This window comes from Acidovorax sp. ACV01, from assembly GCF_014851495.1.
Taxonomy (GTDB): Bacteria; Pseudomonadota; Gammaproteobacteria; order Burkholderiales; family Burkholderiaceae_C; genus Acidovorax; species Acidovorax radicis.
In genome coordinates this window covers 168,026-183,469 of sequence record NZ_JACUZT010000007.1, presented here as the reverse complement: position 1 = coordinate 183,469, position 15,444 = coordinate 168,026, and the positions used below count along the sequence as shown (strand labels likewise).

The 15,444-nt window shown below is 67.2% G+C and carries 17 protein-coding genes; 4 read left to right on the top strand and 13 right to left on the bottom strand.

Translation table 11 applies throughout. The features are described 5' to 3' along the window. Window positions 1-36: 36 nt before the first annotated feature. Together IB243_RS20325 and IB243_RS20320 are read right to left on the bottom strand one after the other, a co-directional pair. Window positions 37-597: a DUF922 domain-containing Zn-dependent protease gene (locus tag IB243_RS20325; RefSeq protein WP_057229482.1), complete on the bottom strand. Its 561-nt coding sequence runs from the start codon at window positions 595-597 to the stop codon at window positions 37-39. 65 nt (window positions 598-662) lie between these two features. Then, the gene (locus IB243_RS20320; protein WP_192428963.1) at window positions 663-2,297 is read right to left on the bottom strand and encodes a wax ester/triacylglycerol synthase family O-acyltransferase; all 1,635 of its coding nucleotides are present in this window, start codon (window positions 2,295-2,297) and stop codon (window positions 663-665) included. Between the two features lie 249 nt (window positions 2,298-2,546). On the opposite strand from IB243_RS20320, the gene IB243_RS20315 reads away from it, so the two are divergent. Further along, window positions 2,547-2,801 (top strand): acyl-CoA-binding protein, encoded by a 255-nt coding sequence (locus IB243_RS20315; RefSeq protein ID WP_010462918.1) that lies wholly within the window; start codon window positions 2,547-2,549, stop codon window positions 2,799-2,801. A 78-nt stretch (window positions 2,802-2,879) separates the two neighbouring features. On the opposite strand, the gene IB243_RS20310 is transcribed toward IB243_RS20315, so the two are convergent. Then, entirely contained in the window at window positions 2,880-3,812 is a 933-nt protein-coding gene (locus IB243_RS20310) for a hydroxymethylglutaryl-CoA lyase (RefSeq protein ID WP_192428962.1), read from the bottom strand. Window positions 3,813-4,024: 212 nt separating this feature from the next. Here IB243_RS20310 and IB243_RS20305 point away from each other — a divergent pair, with 212 nt between their 5' ends. Beyond that, window positions 4,025-5,086 (top strand): ornithine cyclodeaminase, encoded by a 1,062-nt coding sequence (locus IB243_RS20305; protein ID WP_192428961.1) that lies wholly within the window; start codon window positions 4,025-4,027, stop codon window positions 5,084-5,086. Window positions 5,087-5,097: 11 nt separating this feature from the next. Here the strand turns inward: IB243_RS20305 and IB243_RS20300 are convergent, their stop codons facing one another. The 3 genes from IB243_RS20300 to IB243_RS20290 are packed head-to-tail and all read right to left on the bottom strand — an operon-like array spanning window position 5,098 to window position 7,393. Next, a complete protein-coding gene (locus tag IB243_RS20300) occupies window positions 5,098-5,802 on the bottom strand; it encodes a nitroreductase (protein WP_192428960.1) in 705 nt (234 codons plus the stop codon). A gap of 17 nt (window positions 5,803-5,819) precedes the next feature. Continuing rightward, a complete protein-coding gene (locus IB243_RS20295) occupies window positions 5,820-6,227 on the bottom strand; it encodes a polyhydroxyalkanoic acid system family protein (RefSeq protein WP_192428959.1) in 408 nt (135 codons plus the stop codon). Between the two features lie 11 nt (window positions 6,228-6,238). Further along, a complete protein-coding gene (locus IB243_RS20290; protein ID WP_192428958.1) occupies window positions 6,239-7,393 on the bottom strand; it encodes an aminopeptidase in 1,155 nt (384 codons plus the stop codon). Window positions 7,394-7,475: 82 nt separating this feature from the next. Between IB243_RS20290 and IB243_RS20285 the strand changes: the two genes are divergently transcribed. Next, window positions 7,476-8,150, top strand: coding sequence for a DNA-3-methyladenine glycosylase I (locus tag IB243_RS20285; protein WP_192428957.1), 675 nt, complete (start codon window positions 7,476-7,478; stop codon window positions 8,148-8,150). Here IB243_RS20285 and IB243_RS20280 read toward each other — a convergent pair whose 3' ends face one another. The 4 genes from IB243_RS20280 to IB243_RS20265 form a co-directional block, all read right to left on the bottom strand. Further along, a complete protein-coding gene (locus IB243_RS20280) occupies window positions 8,151-9,299 on the bottom strand; it encodes an MFS transporter (protein WP_192428956.1) in 1,149 nt (382 codons plus the stop codon). A gap of 21 nt (window positions 9,300-9,320) precedes the next feature. Then, on the bottom strand, window positions 9,321-9,743 hold the full coding sequence (arsC, locus tag IB243_RS20275; protein ID WP_192429091.1) for an arsenate reductase (glutaredoxin): 423 nt from the start codon (window positions 9,741-9,743) through the stop codon (window positions 9,321-9,323). 72 nt (window positions 9,744-9,815) lie between these two features. After that, complete coding sequence (locus IB243_RS20270; RefSeq protein WP_192428954.1) at window positions 9,816-10,493, bottom strand: DUF1045 domain-containing protein; 678 nt, start codon at window positions 10,491-10,493, stop codon at window positions 9,816-9,818. A 187-nt stretch (window positions 10,494-10,680) separates the two neighbouring features. Next, on the bottom strand, window positions 10,681-11,142 hold the full coding sequence (locus IB243_RS20265; protein ID WP_010462900.1) for an Lrp/AsnC family transcriptional regulator: 462 nt from the start codon (window positions 11,140-11,142) through the stop codon (window positions 10,681-10,683). Window positions 11,143-11,239: 97 nt separating this feature from the next. Here IB243_RS20265 and IB243_RS20260 point away from each other — a divergent pair, with 97 nt between their 5' ends. Continuing rightward, a complete protein-coding gene (locus tag IB243_RS20260) occupies window positions 11,240-12,208 on the top strand; it encodes an EamA family transporter (RefSeq protein ID WP_029414002.1) in 969 nt (322 codons plus the stop codon). On the opposite strand, the gene IB243_RS20255 is transcribed toward IB243_RS20260, so the two are convergent. From IB243_RS20255 to IB243_RS20245, 3 genes are read right to left on the bottom strand one after another with little or no spacing between them, the layout of a single operon-like run. Then, window positions 12,153-12,551, bottom strand: coding sequence for a RidA family protein (locus tag IB243_RS20255; RefSeq protein WP_192429089.1), 399 nt, complete (start codon window positions 12,549-12,551; stop codon window positions 12,153-12,155). The two genes, IB243_RS20260 and IB243_RS20255, sit on opposite strands and share 56 nt — an antisense overlap. Next, complete coding sequence (locus tag IB243_RS20250) at window positions 12,551-14,218, bottom strand: AMP-binding protein (protein ID WP_192428952.1); 1,668 nt, start codon at window positions 14,216-14,218, stop codon at window positions 12,551-12,553. The genes IB243_RS20255 and IB243_RS20250 overlap by 1 nt, the downstream gene beginning before the upstream one ends. 6 nt (window positions 14,219-14,224) lie before the next feature. Continuing rightward, window positions 14,225-15,442, bottom strand: coding sequence for an acyl-CoA dehydrogenase family protein (locus IB243_RS20245; protein ID WP_192428950.1), 1,218 nt, complete (start codon window positions 15,440-15,442; stop codon window positions 14,225-14,227). Between the last annotated feature and the right edge of the window lie 2 nt (window positions 15,443-15,444).

Below are 15,444 nucleotides of genomic sequence, written 5' to 3'. Positions count from 1 at the left end.
AAGCCTGCTTGCTTGGTTAGTTCGTTCTTGGCTGGCTCACTCCAGCTTGGCGCCTTGCGATGCTCCGTGCCGCGTGTCGCGGTCGTACTGTTTCTCGCGCTCTGCATGTTCGCGCAGCAGACGGTGGCCAAGCTCATTGGCCTGGCGCTCCAGCGCCGCGCAATCGGATGCGGCAGGAAGTTGTGCAATGCCTTGGTCGACGGCACGGGCGGCGTCGCGGCCGAACTGCACGTGGCCTTGCTCGTGGCGTGACAGGGCTGGCACGTATCGGTCAAACACCGCCTGCTGGGAGGGGGTGGCGCGCCGCAACTCAGGCAACTGCACTTCGGTGCGCAAACGTGTGGTGACCTCCGTGATGCGGCACTGGCCTGATGCTTCGCTTTGCCAGCGGAAGGTCCAGCGGACATTCCACCGGGTGTGGCCGTGAAAGCGCTGCCCGTTCGTGGTGATGGGGGTGGCTGCGTTGAGCGCCTGCCGCAGCGTTTCGGAGGGATGTGCATTCACGGCATACGGGCGCTCTGCATGCTCCTCGATCACGGCCGCCTGCGCACAGGCCCCCGCCGTCCATAGCGCAAGCGGCAGGGCGGTGTTTTTCACCAGAGATCGCCGCACAGGGGCGACCAGGCCGCGAAGTGCCGCAGGGCTCTCAGCGGATCGCCGCCTCATTCGCCCCAGGGCAGCATCAGCGTGAGCAGCGACAGCTGGTCGAACTCGGGCGCAAAGGCGTCGATGATCCGCTGCGGCTCGGGGCACAGGGTGGTGTCGGTGATCACGCCAAATTGCACGCCGCCACCATAGCTCAGGATGGAGACCCCGAGGCCGATGTCGCCCGACTGCGGCACCCAGAACATGCACTGCGTGACGCGCGAGCCGCACAGCGTGAGCTGCTCCTTGGGGCCGGGCACGTTGGTCATCACGGCGGTGGTCTTTCGGCCAAAGAGGTTAAGCAGCGCGTCCTGCGCGGGCTTGATCATCAGGCCCGCCACTGCCAGCATGGCAAACGCCAGGATGGGCTGGGTGCTGCCCTTGAGCGCGTTCATGCGCTTGCGCACCTCGTACACCCGCTCCACCGGGTTGGCCATGCCGATGGGAAGCACCAGAGGCACCAGGCCGAAGCGGTTGCCCAGCTTCCAGGCCTCTTCCATGGGACGCAGGTTGACGGGGATCATGGCGCGGATCTCCTGGCCTGTGGGGTCGTCGCCCTGGCTGCGCAGGTAGCCGCCGATGGCCCCTGCCACGCAGGACAGCAGCACATCGTTGATCGAGCAGTTGAGCGCCTTGCCGATGGCCTTGACCTCTTCCAGCGGAATGGGCGGGCACCACGCCACGCGCTTGGCGCTGCCCGGCTGGCCCTTCAGGCGCGTGGGCGAATCGTCGGGCATCAGCGCCAGAGCGGCGGCATCGCTGACCAGCTGGTAGGCCACGCGCGCCATGTCCATGGTGCCGGCCAGCCCGTGGTGCATGGCCTTTTCTGGGTCGCCCAGCATCTGCAGCGACTTGGCCGCGCTGTCGCCTGCCAGGTCCAGCGCCTTCACCGTGAGGCCAGTAAAGGGCTTGATCAGTGCGTCGGCGATCCAGTCCTCGGCCGTCGCGGCCTCTTTGTCCGCGCGCGGCTTGCGTTTGGGTGGCTCGGAGCCGCCATCGACCAGCGACATGGTCACCGAGATCAGCGCGATGCCATCCGCAATGCAGTGGTGGATGCGGACGATGAGCGCACTGCCCGGCTGACCGTCGTCGCCCACGAAGTCTTCGATCAGGTGCATCTGCCACAGGGGGCGGCGCGCATCCAGCGGCTGCATAGCGAGTTCGCCCACACGGTCCTGCAGCGCGCGCTGCATGCTGTGGCCTTTCTGGTGGGGCAGCTTCTCCCGCAGCACGTGGGCAGCGATGTCGAAGTTGTGGTCTTCCACCCAGGTGGCGCCCGCCGCGTCTTCCACCACACGCTGGCGAAAACGCGGGTACTGCAGCAGGCGCTGCTGTACGCGTTCGCACAGCGCGTCCCAGCCGATGCCGGGCGACAGCGTCCACACCCCGTTGATCATCATCAGGTTGCTGTGCGAGTCCATGCGCAGCCAGGCGGTATCGACCTTGCTCATGCGCTCGCCCGACAGGCCCAGCATGCCGGTGGCGGCGCGGCGCACGTTCTTCTGCACCACGGTGGCGGCCTTGCGGGCGGCCGGGGGCAGGGCCTGGGCGGCTCGGCGGGCCACATCGGGGGCCTGGGCGCGCACCTTGCGCAAGGTGGGGGCTACGCCTTCGAGGGCGGTGGCGCTGGGGGCTGGAATGCGGGTCACCATCAGATGTACACCTGTTGTGTTTGTAAGGACTGGCGCAAACAAGGATGAATCGCCCGTTTCCTGGCAAGGAACCAGCACGTGGCTTCATCCCGGTTGGCACAAGCCGTGCTTTTTGGGGGCTTGCCTCTATGGATCGCACCGCTTGGCGCGGCGCGCAGCCCGTAAGATACAACGCAGCAACCTCTTGCCAACACCGTTCTTTCCCTCCCCCTTCCTCATCTTTCGATTTCCATCCAAGGAGCAACCGACATGGCCGACCTGAACGCCACCTTCGAAGCCGCTGTGGCCAATTCCAAGAACCTCAGCGAGCGCCCCGACAACGCCACGCTGCTCAAGATCTACGCGCTGTACAAGCAGGCCACAACCGGCGATAACACCGAGAAGAAGCCCAGCTTTTCCGACATGGTGGGCCGTGCCAAGTGGGACGCCTGGAACAACCTCAAGGGCACCGAGGCCGATGCAGCCAAGCAGCAGTACATCGACCTGATCACCTCGCTGAGCTGACACCCACGCGTCTGGCCACCTGGCCATAAAGACATAAGGCGACCGAGGTCGCCTTTTTTGCATTCCAGGACAACAGCCTCAACGGCGCATTGCGCCGGGCGCCCACCCTTTGGGCAACCCCGCCTCTGGCGTCATGCCATAGATCGGCTCGCCCGGCAGCCCCGCCTGCAGTGGCGCACGTGCGGCCATAAGGCGCTCCAGGTCGACGCCTGTGGCAATGCCCATGGCCTCGAACATGAATACCAGGTCTTCTGTCACCACGTTGCCCGATGCGCCCGGCGCATAGGGACAGCCGCCCAAGCCGCCCAGCGACGCATCGAACGTGCGCACCCCCACGTCGTAGGCCGCCAGACAATTGGCCAGCCCCAGGCCCCGCGTGTTGTGCATGTGGGCCGCCCCGGCCCGGGTGCCCAGCTCGGCGCGCAGGCGCGTGAACAGGCGGCGCACCTGCGCCGGGTTGGCCATGCCCGTGGTGTCGGACAGACCCACCTCGTCGGCCCCAGCCTCGGCGCACAGGGCTGCGAGCCAGATCACGTCGTCCTCGGGCACCTTGCCCTGCAGGGTGCAGCCAAAGGCCGTGGACAACCCCACCTCCACCAGCATGGCGGGAGCCTGTGTATCGCGCAGGTGGGCCACGGCACGCACTTCCTCGACCATGGCCTCGCGCGTCTTGCGCACATTGGCCAGCGAATGCGCGACGCTGGCCGACACCGGCAGCGTGACCTTGTGCACACCCGCCGCCAAGGCCGCCTCGGCGCCGCGCAGGTTGGGCGCCAACGCCATCACGGCAATGCCGGGGTGGGTCAGCGCGTGGCGCACCACCTCGGCCACATCGGCCATCTGGGGCAGCAGGCGCGCGGGGACAAACGAGCCAACTTCGATCTCGCGCAGGCCGGCCGCCACCAGCGCATCAATCCAGCGCAGCTTGTCGGCAGTGGGCATGGTGGCCTTCACGGACTGCAGGCCGTCGCGTGGACCGACTTCGCTGATGAGGATGTCCGAAGGCGTCATGGTGCGGAATGTTGTCGGAAGGGCATAGATTGCGCCCGGTATGGGGAGGATAGCGCGCCCACGCCACCAGGGTGTGTGCGCCGGCTATTGTGCAAAGTGGCAATTTTCCTTGCCATACCGGCAAACCGGCCTGCAATATGCGGCAGTTTGGGCGATTCCCATTGCTGCGACGCTCCAGGACACTGCTTCTATCCCACCCGGAGACAAGCACCATGCCTTCCAAAAATCACTTTTCCACCCTTTACCTCAGTGCGCCCGATGTCATCGCATTGGTGCAACGCAAGGGCGTCGAGGCCTGCCTGCGCGGCATGGCCGACTACCTGCATGCCGACTACCTGCGCTGGAACGCCTTCGACAAATCGGCGCGTGTGGCCAGCCATTCGCGCGACGGCGTGATCGAGCTGATGCCCATTGCCGACGACCAGACCTATGCGTTCAAGTACGTCAACGGCCACCCCAAGAACACCCGCTGGGGCTTGTCTACGGTGATGGCGTTTGGCGTGCTGGCCGATGTGGCCACGGGCGCGCCGCTGCTGCTGAGTGAGCTCACCCTCACCACCGCCCTGCGCACCGCCGCCATGTCTGCCGTGGCCGCCCGCGCTCTGGCGCGCCCCGGCGCACGCACCATGGCGCTGATCGGCAACGGCGCCCAAAGCGAGTTCCAGGCGCTGGCCTTCCACCACCTGCTGGGCATCGACACCCTGCGGCTGTTTGACACCGACCCGGCCGCCACCACCAAGCTGCAGGCCAACCTGCAAGGCACGGGCCTGCGCACCGTGGTCTGCACCAGCACGGCCGAGGCCGTGCGCGGCGCCGACATCGTCACCACGGTGACGGCGGACAAGACCAATGCCACCATCCTCACGCCCGACATGCTGGCGCCCGGCATACACATCAACGCGGTGGGGGGCGATTGCCCTGGCAAGACGGAGCTGCATGCCGATGTGCTGCGCCAGGCGCAGGTATTTGTCGAATACGCGCCGCAGACGCGCATCGAAGGCGACATCCAGCAACTGCCGGCCGACTTTGCCGTGACCGAATTGTGGGAGGTACTGGCGGGTCAGCGTGCCGGCCGGGCCAGTGAGGCGGCGGTGACGGTATTCGATTCCGTGGGTTTTGCGCTGGAGGACTTTTCTGCGCTGCGGTTCCTGCGCGACGCGGCCACCGAGCTGGGCATGGGCCAGCCCATCGAACTGATTCCCGAACTGTCAGACCCCAAGGACCTGTTCGGGGTGCTGCGCACGCGCAGCCCCTTGTTGCGCGCTGCCGCCTGATATCCGCTCGGTCAGTCCCGCCACACCACGCTGCCCGCCGGATCGGCACGCGTGGTGCGGAAACGGTTGGCCGGATGTTCCGGGTCCGCCATGCCGAACGAGATACCGCAGACGATGGTGCGGTCCTCGCCAATGCCCAGCACGTCGCGCAGCACGCCGGGGTAGGAGGCGAGTGCGGCCTGCGCGATGGAGCCCACACCCAGGCTGTGCGCGGCCAGCATGAAGTTGCTCACATACGCGCCGCAGTCCACCGCACCATAGACGCCCAATGCCTCGTCGCTGGTGACGATGGCCACATGCGGTGCGCCAAACATCGTGAAGTTCTGCGCCGCCTGGCGGGCCGAGGCTTCGCGGTCACCCTTGGCAATGCCCAGGGCTTCGTACAGGCCCCAGCCACATTCGCGCCGCCGCTCCTGGTACACCCCCCGGTATTCACGGGGCCAGGGCAGGTCGGGCGCAGGGGCGGCTGTGGCCATGTGGGCCAACAGGGCGCTGCGCAGGCGCTCCAGCGTGGCGCCACTGGCAATGGTGAGCTGCCAGGGCTGCGCGTTGCACCACGAGGCCGTGCGCTGCGCGGTGGCCAGGATGCGCTCGATGGTCGCGCGTGGCAGGGGTTCGGGCAGAAAGGCGCGGCAGCTGTAGCGGGTGTTGAGCAGCGCGGCGAGGGTGTCGAACGCCGGGCTGTGGGCGGCAGTGCCCGTGGCAGTGGATGTCATGGTCAGGGCCCCGGCGGCTACGCCTTCCTGGCCTTGGGTGCAGGTTTCGCCGCTGCTTTGGTGGTCGGCTTGTCTGCACCCGCCTCTGCCGCGTGTTTCTTCTTGTCGGTGGCGGGTTTCTTGGCGCCGGGGTGGGGCGCATTGAGCAGGGCGTCGAGCTGTTCGCCAATTTCGGCCTCGATGCGGTCCTTGAACGCGCCGAACAGAAAACCGAGCTGTGCCTTCATCTCGAACTGGTGGGCATCCACCAGCAGCGTGCCCTTGACGCCCGAGCGGGTGAAGGTCAGCAGGTCCTCCTTCTCGCCTTCTTCGTAGGTGCATTCCATGTCGAATTTTTCTTCGGCCTTTTCGGCCCAGGAGAAGGCGACCTTGCGGGCTTCCTTGAAGCCCAGGTGGTGGTCGCGGTGGATGTGGATGTCGGGCATGGGTCGTCTCCTTAGGGCGTTGTCTGGGAAGGCCGCAGTGCGCGCAAGGTCTCGTGGCGTTGTGGCTGGGGCTGCTGCGTCAGTTGTCGTACGGCATCATAAAACCGGGGCCAGTCGCGGCCTTCGCGCTCAAACAGGGCTTCGAATGCGGGCACCAGCTCGTCGTAGGCGGCCTGGGCGGCAAAGCTGGCGTTGTTGGCCTTGGCCACCCAGCGGTCGTAGCCCGTCACTTGGGCCGTGGTGGCCTGGGGGGCGGGGCCGCCCGGGGTGCCCAGCCAGCGTGCGCGCAGGGCTGCGTAGTCGGTGCGAAAAGCCTCCATTGCTTCGCTTTTCATAGCTGCTAGCGCTTTACTATCAAGCGCTGTAGCCTCTTTTTGTTCGTAAATGGCTGCCAGCCGGGCGCGTGTGGCGCGCGTCAGCGCGCGGAAGGCGCTGCGCCGCGCCTCGCTGGTGGCAAACGCCTCGCGCGCCTGCGGGGTGGACTGGGTTGCCAGCCACTGCGCAATGCCGATGCGCTCCACGGCCGTGGCGAACGACTCGTTGAATAAGGTGTCGTTCTTGGCATAGGCCACCTGGTGCGCCAGCTCGTGGAACAACAGGCGCACAAAGTCGCCCTCGGGCCAGGCGATGAAGGTGGAGAGCAGCGGATCGCCCCCCGCCCAGTTCATGTAGCCCAGCGTGGAGTACGCGGGCACGCCATACACCTCCACCTCCAGGCCCTGTGCAGCCAGTTCAGCCGCCTCGGCCTGCGCGGCGCCCTCGGTGAAGTAGCCCCGGTAGCCAATGCAACCCGTGACCGGGAAGCACCAGGTGTGCAGCGTGAGGGAGTACGGCGGCGCGGCCACCACATTCCACACGGCGGCGGGGCGTTTGAGGTCCGCATAGCGGCGGTAGCTGGCGTTGTCGGGCAGGCCCAGCTCGGCCACGGCAAAGGTGCGGGCACGCTGCGCCAGCTGCAGCCGCTCGCGCAGGGCAGGTGGGATGTCGGTGCGGGTGATCCAGCGGTCAATGGGCTCGGCCGCCTGCATGATCTGCATGTGCCCCTGCACCGACTGCCAGTAGTAGCCCAGCATGCTGGCGGGGCCGGTGGTGCTGGCGCAGCCCGCCAGGGCAAGGCTGATCATCAGGGGGGGCAAGGCTCGCAGGCGGGGGAGAAACTGGCGCATGCGGGCAGTTTATGGGCAGATCGCGTGGGGCGTCCGAAGGGGTGTCAGCAGCGTGGCCGGTGCAGTTTCTAGAATGCCACGCATGACCGTTGAACCCACCTCTCCGCCGCGTGACCTGCCTGACTTGCCTGAGGGCCTGTTTGCCGACGAGGCCGACTGCCCGCGCTGCACCTGGTGCCAGGCCACGCCGTTTTACCGCCACTACCACGACCAGGAATGGGGCTTTCCGGTGGCGGACGACCGGCGGCTGTTCGAGAAGATCTGCCTGGAGGGCTTCCAGTCGGGCCTGAGCTGGCTGACCATCCTGAACAAGCGCGAGGGGTTTCGCGCAGCGTTTGCGAACTTCGATGCTGAGCAGGTTGCCGCTTTCGGCCCCACCGATGTCGAGCGCCTGGTGCAGGACGCGGCCATCGTGCGCCACCGGGGCAAGATCGAGTCCACCATCAACAATGCACGGCGCGTGCTGGAGCTGCGGCGCGAGTTCGGCTCACTCGCACACTACGCGTGGCGCTACGAGCCCGCCGCCGCCGACCGGCCCGAGCGCCTCACGCGCGAGGTGGCACGCACCCTGTCCACGTCGCCCGCGTCCATCGCCATGTCCAAGGACCTGAAAAAACGCGGCTGGAGTTTTGTGGGCCCCACCACGGTGTATGCCTTCATGCAGGCCATGGGGCTGGTGAACGACCACCTGGAGGGTTGCCATTCGCGCGCCCCAGCGCTCAAGGCGCGGGCGGAGTTTGTGGCGCCGCGCGGTTGATCAGCGCTGCGCCACGGGCCGCAACACCCACAACGCTCCCAGCGCTGCCAACCCCAGCAGCGTGGTGGCCCACAGGGCGGCAGCGCCCAAACCATCGATCAGCATGCCGAACAGCACGGGGGCAAAGGCCTGTGCCACGCGGGCAGGCACCATCATGAGGCCCTGGCGGGCGCCGTAGCCTGCAGGCCCAAACAGCACCAGCGGCAGCGTGCCCTTGGCAATGGTCAGGATGCCGTTGCCGGCCCCGTGCAACACCGTGAACACCGCGGCTGCGGGCCCGCCCACCACCATCAACAAGGCCGCGCCCACCGGGTGGGCCACCGCCGCCAGCTGGGCTGACAGCAATGGATGCAGGCGGCGCAGGAAGCCAAACTCCAGCAGCCGCGCCGCCACTTGGGCCGGGCCCACCAGCGCCGCCATAGCCACCGCCGTCTGCAACGATGTGCCACTGGCCTGCAGCAGGCGCGGCAGATGGGCCGCCATGGCAGTGCTGGTGAACCAGGTGACGGCAAACACGAAGGACAGCAGCACGGTGGTGCGCAGCGCGTGGTCGGGAGCGGGCGATGCAGGTGTGGCTGTTGTGGCTGCGGTGGAAGAGTGTGTACCGGCTCCTGTGGTTGGGCCCTTCTCTTCGGACGCGATGCGCGGCAACCAGCCGTTCAGCGGTAAGCCCACCAGCAAATGCAATGCTGCCCATCCCACACATGCGCCGCGCCAGCCCCATTGCACTTCCATCCAGGCCGACAGCGGCCAGCCCACGGTGCTGGCAAAACCCGCAATCAGCGTGATGCCGGTGATGGCACTGCGTGCGCCCTGGCCGTACAGGCGCACCAGCGTGGCAAACGCGGCCTCGTACAGGCCGGACCCCATGGCCACGCCCATCAGCACCCAGGCGGCAAACAGCAGGTTGGTGCCCACCAGCACCGGTCGCCCGCCATGGCGGTCGATGGTCCGACCCGCAACCGGCCCCAGCAACGCCGACACGATGAGCGCCACCGAGAACGCCGCGAACACGGTGGGGGTGGCCACGCCCAGATCGCGCGCCATGGGCACGGCCAGCATGGCGGGCAGGTAGTAGGACGAGGCCCAGGACAAGGTCTGGGCCGTGCCCAGGCGCGCCACGGTCCAGCGTTGTGAGGCGGCGGTCATGCGCCGCAGTGCGCTACGGCCTCAGACACGCTGGCCCTGGGCATTGGTCACGACTTCGCCATCTTCCTTGGTAAAGGCGTCTTGCTGGGGGGCGGGCAGGATATCCAGCACCTTCTCGGACGGGCGGCACAGCCGTGTGCCCAGGGGCGTGACCACGATGGGGCGGTTGATGAGGATGGGGTGCTGCAGCATCGCTTCGACGAGCTGCGCGTCGGTCACGCCCGGCGCGTCCAGTTGCAGCTCGGTGAAGACCGCTTCCTTGGTGCGCACGGCGTGGATCACCGGTTCACCCGTGGCGGCGATCAGCGCCAGCAGGGTGGCGCGGTCAGGTGGGGTCTTGAGGTATTCGATGACCTCGGGCTCCACGCCGCTGTTGCGGATCATGGCGAGCGTGTTGCGGGACGTACCGCATTTTGGGTTGTGATAGATCGTGACGGAAGGCATGGCGGGATCGGTGGTGGTCATTGAATTGGCTGTGGGCGGGTGGCAAGCCTGTGCCAGGCGCTGTTCCGAGGGCTAAGGGGCCATCTCCACGTGATCTAGCAGCACAAAGTCCGCGCCCGGCGTGGGCTCGGCAAACAGGGCCAGGCTGTTGAACTTCAGCGGGGGCAGGTCAGAGAAATATTCCTGCGCGGCATCAAAAACCAAGGCCTGCGTCTGCGCATCCACCTGCTGCAACGGGCCGGTGAGGGGCAGGTGAAAACGGAACGCCTGCTGCGCCAGCGGATGCGCGCTGCGCAACGGTTCGATGCCGGATGGCGGCGCGGCCAGGCGGTGCAGTGCGGCATGGCCGGCTGCAGCGGTTTCCTGCAAGGCGCTGTTGGCGGCGTGGGACGCAGGCAGCACCAGCGCCAGAACGTCGCCCACACGCTCCACATGCAGGGTTGGCAATACACAGGGCATGAGGCTGTGGGCCAGCGCCTGTATGGCCTGGTGCAGCGTGAGCCAGTCCGTGCCGGGTGCCAGCGCAAAAGGCGCCAGGAGCGGGGCCTGCCAGCCACGGCGGCGCGGTGCGGCCGTCAGCCGGTGCAGGTCGTCAGCGGAAACCCCTGCAATACCCAGTTGCTGCAGGGGCTGCAGCAAGGCGGCGCAGCGGCCCAGCCAATGGCTGCCGGCCAGCCAGCCCAGGCTGCCGGGGTTGGGGGCAAAAGACACCGCATACCGATAGGCGGTGGAGGGTGCATCGTGGGCCATTGCGAGTGTTAGGAGCCTGTCGGACTTGGAAATCGTCGGCTGCAAATCGACCTCAGCGGTCCATTTTTCACCGTCTTTTTGCCCCATAGCTGGGCGATGGGGCTGCAAATCCGGCAAAAACTGTCCTCGCTGAGGCCGATTTTCGCTTTCGACGCTCCAAGTCTGACAGGCTCCTAGGCGCTGCGCCTCAGCCACCCTTGTCCCCGCTCATCCAGCCCAGGTCCAGCGGCCGGTCCTCGAACTCGGTGTTGAGCACCACGGTGCTGGTGGTGCGGGCCACACCGGCAATGGCCTTGATTTCGTAGATCACATCTTCCAGTGCGCGCGCATGCGTGGTGCGCACCTTGGCCAGAAAGTCGTATTCGCCCGCCACGCTGTGAAGTTCTTCCACCTGGGGCATGGCGCGCAGGCGCGGTGCCACGTCACGGCAATGGATGCCGCCGTCGTTGCGGATGGCCACGAAGGCGGTGAAGTTGAGCCCCACGCGCTCCGGGTCCACGCTGATCGAAAAACGGCGGATCACGCCCTTGTCCAGCAGCTTCTTCACGCGTTCGTGCACGGCGGCCGTGGACAGTCCCACTTCGGCCCCCACGTCGGCATAGGAGCGTCGGCCATCCGCTCCCAATGCCGAAATAATTCTGGCGTCCATGTCGTCTGTCTGAATATTTGCTTGCATATCCGATTGATTTTGGTAAAAATTCCGAAAACCTCACGGTTTCCATAAATTATTCGGTAAGGTGAAGAATATGCCGGCAATTTTCAACGCGCAACCCCGATCACAGCGAAGTTGGGCCGTCGCCATGGCACTGCTGCTGGTCTATGTGGTGTGGGGCACCACCTATTTCGCCATCGGCATTGCGGTGCAGACCATGCCGCCGCTGCTTATGAACGCCATCCGTTTTCTGTGCGCGGGCGGCGTGATGTTGCTGATTGCGCTGTGGCAAGGCCATGCACTGCCCACGCGGGTGCAGTGGCGCAATTCGGCGGTGGTCGGCGGCTGCATGGTGTTCCTGGCCATGAACCTGATGGGCTTTGCGCAAAAGCTGGGCATTGGTTCGGGCCTCATGGCCACGGTGGTCACCACCATGCCGATGTGGCTGGCGCTGTGGTCGCGTTGGGGCGGCGAGCGGGTGCCTTTCACCAGCTGGATCGGCCTGGCGCTGGGCGTGGTGGGCGCGCTGCTGCTGGCGCTGGAGGGCGATTTTTCGGCCACCTGGCTCGGTGCGCTGCTGGCCTTTGGTGCGCCGCTGTGCTGGAGCATCGGCTCGTATGCATCGCGCAAGCTCTCGTTGCCCGCACCTGCCATGGCCTCGGCCGCGCAGTGGTTTGCGGGCGGTGCGATGGGGCTGGTGGTGGCGCTGTGGTTCGAGCCGCTCTCGGCTCTGGGCCAGGTCAGCGCCAAGTCGTGGGCGGCGTGGGTCTATCTGCTGGTGTTTGGCACGCTGGTGGCGCTCAATGCGTATCTGTGGTTGCTGCAGAACACGTCGGCGGCGCTGGCGGGCAGCTATTCGTTCGTGAACCCTGCGGTGGCGCTGCTGGTGGGCGTGGCGCTGGGCGGCGAGCTGCTGACGGGCTGGGTGTTTGCCGCGCTGCCATTGATTGGGGCGGCGCTGGCGTTCATCCTGTACGGGCAAGCGCTGCAGCGGTGGCTGGAAAAGCTCAGTCCGGGATTACGGCGGTTGCTTCAATCTCGATCTTCGCGCGCTCTTCCATGAGCCCCGCCACTTGCACACACGCCATCGCCGGGAAGTTCTTGCCCAGCACCTCGCGGTAGACAGCACCCAGCTCCTTCAGGCGGCTGTTGTATTCGTTGCGGTCGGTCACATACCAGGTCAGCCGCACCAGGTGCTCGGGGCTCGCGCCACCGGCCTCCAGCACCGCACGCACGTTCAGCAGCGTCTGCCTGGTCTGGGCGATGAAGTCGTCGCTCTCGAACTGCTGCTGCGCGTTCCAGCCGATCTGGCCGCCGGTGAAGACCATGGTGCCGCGTGCGGCCATGCCGTTGGCGTAGCCCTTGGGGGCCACCCAGCCCTCGGGTTGCAATACTGTGTTCATCATCATGTTGTTTTTGTAGAGGAAGGAGCCGTAGCGCCCTGGCGCAGCTTGAAGCGCTGGAGCTTGCCGGTTTCGGTGCGGGGCAGTGCCGCGACGAACTCCACCACGCGCGGGTACTTGAACGGGGCGATGGTAGCTTTCACATGGTCCTGCAGCGTCTTGACCATGGCCGCATCGCCCGTGTGGCCGGGTTTGAGCACGCAGATGGCCTTGACCACCATGCCGCGCTCCTCGTCGGGCACGCCGATCACGCCGCACTCGGCCACGGCCGGGTGGCGCAGCAAGGCGTCTTCAACCTCGGGGCCGCCCACGTTGTAGCCGGCGGTGATGATCATGTCGTCGTCGCGCGCCTGGTAGAAGAAGTACCCGTCGGCGTCCTGCGTGAACGCGTCGCCCGGGTAGTTCCAGCCGTCTTTCACATACTTGGCCTGGCGCGGGTCGTCGAGGTACTTGCAGCCCGTGGGGCCGATCACGGCCAGCTTCCCTACCGTGCCCAGCGGCACCTCATGGCCACCGCCGTCGACCACCTTGGCGGTGTAGCCGGGCACGACCTTGCCGATGGCGCCAGGGCGGCTTTCGCCGCCGGCCGACGATACAAAGATATGAAACATCTCGGTGGCGCCGATGCCGTCCGTCATGTCGATGCCGGTGGCGTCCTTCCACAGCTGGCGCGTGGCGTCCGGCAGGCCTTCGCCGGCACTCACGCTGATGCGCAGCTGCGGCAGGCCGATCTGCTGGGCGAACGGCGCCATCTGCCGGTAGAAGGTGGGCGCGGTGTAGCAGATGGTCACCCCCGCGTCGCGCATCAGCGTGACCATGGTCTGGGGCGTGTAGGGCTGGTCCGGGAAGTACACGCTGGCCCCCGCCCACATCGGGAACACCAGCAGGCCGCCCAGCCCGAAGGTGAAGGCCAGCGGCGGCGAGCCCGCCACGATGTCGTCGGGCGTGGCCTTGAGCACGTGGCGCGGCCAGGCCTCGCAGGCGGCCAGGACGTCGCGGTGCGTGTGCACGGCGGCCTTGGGTGCGCCGGTGGTTCCGGAGGTGAAGGCCATCAGCGCGATGTCGTCGGCCGCCGTGGGGCAGGGCGGTGTGGTGCCCGGCTTGGCCTGGGCGCGCTGGATCAGGTCGGCCGCGTCGGGTGCGGTGTGAAACGGCACGATGGCGGCCAGCACGGGGTGCTGCGTTTGGGCGGCCTGCAGCTCGGCCAGCAGGCGACCGTCGCACAGCGCCAGCGTGGGTTGTGCGCGTTCGATGATGCTGGCCAGCTCGCCCGCGCGCAGCAGCGGCATGGTGGCCACTGCCACCAGCCCCGCGTAGACGGTGCCCAGCCAGGCCAGCGCCATCTCCACCGTGTTGCCGCCGCGCAGCAGCACGCGGTTGCCGGGCACGAGGCCGTGGTCCTGCGTGAGCACTTCGGCAATGCGCGCGGCCTCGGTCCAGGCGTCGCGGTAGGTGTACGTGCGGTGCGGGCCGCGCAGCAGGGGGCGGTCGATGTGGCCGGCGCGCTCGGCCTGCTCGAACAGGGCTTGCACCAGGTTGGCCTGCGCGGCGATCTGCTGCTCGGGCAGGTCGTAATGCAGCGTCGGCCAGGCCTCGGGCGCGGGCAGGCGGTCGTGCACGAAATGGTCGGGCTGGGCGGAGTGTGCGGTGCTGCTGCTGGTGCTGCTCATGTCGTGTTACTCCTGCAGGGTGGCCTTGCCGATGATGAGTTGCTGCACTTCGGTGGCGCCTTCGTAGATGCGCAGCGAGCGGATGTCGCGGTACAGCGACTCGACCTTGCTGCCCACTTCCACGCCGCACCCGCCGTGCAGTTGCAGCGCCATGTCGATGACGCGTTGAGCGTTTTCGGTGGCGGTCATTTTTGCCATCGCCGCCTCGGCCGTGACGCGGGTGCCGCCACGCTTTTCCCCCTCGTCGCGCAGCCAGGCCGCGCGGTAGGTCAGCAGCGCGGCGCTGTCCACCAGCGCGGCCATCTCGCCGATCTTGGCCTGCGTGAGCTGAAAGTCCGCCAGCGTCTGGCCGAACATGCGGCGCTGGCGCGCGTGGTGCACGGCCTCGGCCAGCGCGCGGCGCGCCATGCCCAAGGCCGCAGCGGCGACCGACGCGCGGAAGATGTCGAGTGTGCGCATGGCCAGTTTGAACCCGCCGCTCTCTTCACCGAGCAGTGCGGTGGCGGGCACGGTGCAGCCGGTGAACTGCAGCGTGGCGAGTGGGTGCGGCGCCATCACGTGGATGTGGCGCGAGGTGTCGAGGCCCGGCGTGTCGGCATCGATGATGAAGGCGCTGATGCCGCGCGTGCCGCCCGCCGGGTCGGTCTTGGCGAACACGCAGTAGAAGTCGGCGATGCCGCCGTTGCTGATCCAGGTCTTGGTGCCGGTGAGGGAATATGAGCCAATTTGGCCACTAGCGCTGGATGGATAAGCACCGGTGGCTATTGTTTGCATAGCGCCTACGTCAGAGCCCGCTTCGGGCTCGCTGAGCGCGAAAGCCGCGATCAGCTCGCCGCGCGCCACGCCCTGCAGGTAGTGCGCCTGCTGCGCCGGGCTGCCGGCCAGCGTGATGGAGCCGCTGCCCAGGCCCTGCATGGCAAACGCAAAATCCGCCAGCGGCGAGTGGTAGGCCAGTGTCTCGCGCAGCAGCACCAGTGCGCGCGAGTCGAGCGCGGGCAGGGCGCCGCCGTGTGCGGCGGGCACGCAGTAGCGCAGCCAGCCGCCCGCGCCCAGGCGCTGCACCCAGTCGCGGCAGGCGGCGCGGTCGTCGGTTTCATCGACCTGCTGCGCGGCAGCCCAGGGCACCAGGCCCTCGGCCAGCGCGCGGTGGGCGTCGTCAAAAAAGGGCAAGGCCAGGTGCGCCGTAGAGGGCGGGCAAGGCGCGGGGGGCGTGGCGACATGCATGC